This is a genomic window from Streptomyces chiangmaiensis, from assembly GCF_036281785.1.
In the GTDB taxonomy this organism is placed as follows: domain Bacteria; phylum Actinomycetota; class Actinomycetes; order Streptomycetales; family Streptomycetaceae; genus Streptomyces; species Streptomyces chiangmaiensis.
Window position 1 is genome coordinate 1 of the sequence record NZ_JAYWVC010000688.1, and the last position, 730, is coordinate 730.

At 66.2% G+C, this 730-nt stretch carries 1 protein-coding gene; it reads right to left on the minus strand.

The window, feature by feature from the left end:
• On the minus strand, window positions 1–512 hold a 512-nt coding region (locus VXC91_RS46435), incomplete at its 3' end, for an IS110 family transposase (RefSeq protein ID WP_329513342.1).
• Window positions 513–730: the final 218 nt, after the last annotated feature.

The following is a 730-nucleotide window of genomic DNA, read 5'->3' on the forward strand; positions in this document are numbered from 1 at the left end:
ATCGCCCGACCGGACTTGCCCAGCACGTCGGAGGCCACGCTCGACAGCTTCACGCCGGCGTCCTGCAGGATCTTGTCCAGACGCTGGGTCTCCCGGGTGCGCTCCTCGATCTGCGCCTTGCGGTAGCGGGTGAGGTTCCTCAGCTCACGGACCGGCTTCGGTGGCACGAACGAGGGACGGACCAGCCCGAACTCGATCAGCTGGCAGATCCACGAGGCATCGGCGACGTCGGTCTTGCGACCCGGGATGTTGCGCATGTGCCGGGCGTTGAGCAGCCAGACCTCCATGTCGTCCTCGAGCATGTAGTACACGCACTTCCAGTACACCCCGGTCGATTCGATCCCGACGCGGGTGACACCATGCCCGACCAGCCAGTCCCGCAGCACCAGCAGGCCGGGGGTGGTCGTGCCGAAGCTTCCTTGTTCGACGGCCCCTCCGGGGAGGTGCACCTCGGCGACGACCACGTCCTTGTGCACGTCCAAGCCCGCGGGCCGCTCCACGATCCGTTCCACCGAGCCTCCCCTCGCAGTAACCACCAAGACCGTCCGGGAGGGGCTCACATCACGGAGTCTGAAGATCGCGCTCGAAGCGGCAGTTCACGGCGCCCGAGACCCTCACGTCTCGCTTTGAGGCAGGCTCACCCGCGCTAAGACAAGCCGACGTCGACCGGACAGCACACCCAGTTTTCCCAAGATCATGCCGTCCCGAAAGGGCCCCAGACGCTTTGAGG